General features: G+C 66.0%; 2 protein-coding genes. One reads left to right on the top strand and one right to left on the bottom strand.

What is annotated here, in order from left to right:
- The coding region (locus CKO41_RS18500) for a hypothetical protein (RefSeq protein ID WP_207144004.1) at positions 1-188 on the top strand (188 nt) is incomplete at its 5' end.
- Positions 189-478: 290 nt separating this feature from the next.
- Here CKO41_RS18500 and tyrS read toward each other — a convergent pair.
- Positions 479-1690 (bottom strand): tyrosine--tRNA ligase, encoded by a 1212-nt coding sequence (tyrS, locus tag CKO41_RS18120; protein WP_200254030.1) that lies wholly within the window; start codon positions 1688-1690, stop codon positions 479-481.
- Positions 1691-2053 lie beyond the last annotated feature (363 nt).

The following is a 2053-nucleotide window of genomic DNA, read 5'->3' as shown; positions in this document are numbered from 1 at the left end:
TGCCGCCAGCGTTCAATCTGAGCCAGGATCAAACTCTTCAGTTCAATTCCTTACAGCTCACCATGGCTCGCACCATGGCGCGCTCTTTCGGTCTCGGCTCGACCCAACCAACCCAGAAGGTCAGCGGGCCAAGCCTCGTCTGCGGCCCGTGCCGCCGACGCACCAGAGCGCCCACACAAATTACCTGAATCTATTTGTTAAAGATCGTGTCGCGTCGCGTCTTCAGCGCCGCGAAGGCCCGCCATCTTAGCACCTCCAAACTCCCTGTCAAGTGCCAATCTCGCGCCGCCTCCCTCCAGCGCGTCAGGCAACTCCCTCGTCGCCCAGGGCCTCCCGCCCTACCCCCGACACCGCTGCGAACCACTCAGCTCCGGGGAGCCGCTTAATCTACCGAAGCCCTTAGCGACTGTCTAGACCCTCGCGAAACTTTTTTTCGACCGGCTTCCCGATCGGCGATCGGCGAGGGAACGCAATCATGTCACAGAATCGTCACCTTGGCAAAGCGCCGTTTTCCGACCTGGAACACCCGCCCCGGGCCGGCCGTGCACGCAAGCCGCGGGTCCTCGACCCGTGCGCCGTCGATACGCACCGCGCCCTGTTTGATCAGCCGCATCGCCTCGGACGTACTGGCGGCTAGCCCCGCGTCCCGCAGGACGTTGGCGATCGGCAGGGCACCGGCCTCGGCGGCGAGTTCGACCTCGGGTAGATCCTCCGGCACCGCGCCCTGTTGGAAGCGGGCGATGAAGTCGTCCCGCGCGCGCGCGCCGGCGCCCGAACCATGGAAGCGATCGACCAACTCCTCTCCGAGGCGGAATTTGATGTCGCGGGGGTTCGCCCCCTCGGCGACGGCGGCCCGCCAGGCCCGGATCTCCGTCATCGGCCGGAAGCTCAGCAACTCGAAATACCGCCACATGAGCTCGTCGGAGATCGACATCAGCTTGCCGAACATCTCCCCCGGCGGCTCGGCGATACCGACATAGTTGCCCAGCGACTTGGACATCTTCTGGACGCCGTCGAGCCCCTCGAGGAGCGGCATCGTGATGACGACCTGAGGCGGCTGGCCGAAGGCCTCCTGGAGTTGGCGGCCGACCAGGAGGTTGAACTTCTGATCGGTCCCGCCGAGTTCCACGTCCGCGCGCAACGCGACCGAGTCGTAGCCCTGCACGAGCGGATACAGGAACTCGTGGATGGCGATCGGCTGCCCGCCCCGGAAGCGTTTCGAGAAGTCGTCCCGCTCCAGCATGCGGGCCACCGTATGCTTGGCCGCCAAGGCGACCAGATCGGCGGCCGACATCGCGCCCATCCAGCTGGAGTTGAACACCACCAGCGTGCGCTCTGGGTCCAGGATGCGGAAGATCTGCTGCTCGTAGGTGCGCGCGTTCTCGATCACCTCGTCGCGCGAGAGCGGCTTGCGGGTCACGTTCTTGCCGGTCGGATCACCGATCATGCCGGTGAAATCGCCGATCAGGAAGAGGACCTCGTGCCCGAGATCCTGGAACTGCCGCATCTTGTTGATGAGGACGGTGTGACCGAGATGCAGGTCCGGCGCGGTCGGGTCGAAACCGGCCTTCACGCGCAGCGGACGGCCGAGCGCGAGCTTCTCGCGCAACCCCTCGGCCGTCAGGATCTCGTCGGTACCACGCTCGATGGACTCGAGCGCCTGGTCGGTGGACTCCACGGGTCGTTGCATCTTTCGCCTTGGCCGCAAACCGGAAAAGGCCGATAACACTACCGAAGCGACGGGCACTGAACAACCCTGACCGGATTCGCCCGCAAGGCAGGCCGGTTCGGTTCAGCCTGTCGTCGGGTTACGCCCCGCGGGGCTAACCCGACCTCGGCCCAGGCAAACGTCGACGCCCGTAGGTCGGGTTAGGCGCGCCAGCACGGCGGTCGCCAAGAACGAACAGGTCAGGCGCGCGCCGTAACCCGACAGCGGCCTCGCGGGCGCCGCATCGCCAGCCGTCGGGTTACGCCCTGAGGGGCTAACCCGACCTACGGCCCAGGCAAACACCGACGCCCGTAGTCGGGTTAGGTGCGCCGGCACGGCGGTCGC

The sequence above is a fragment of the Thiococcus pfennigii genome (assembly GCF_016583835.1).
GTDB classification, from domain to species: domain Bacteria; phylum Pseudomonadota; class Gammaproteobacteria; order Chromatiales; family Chromatiaceae; genus Thiococcus; species Thiococcus pfennigii.
The sequence above is the reverse complement of the archived record's forward strand: the minus strand, read 5'-3'. Positions and strand labels throughout refer to the sequence as shown.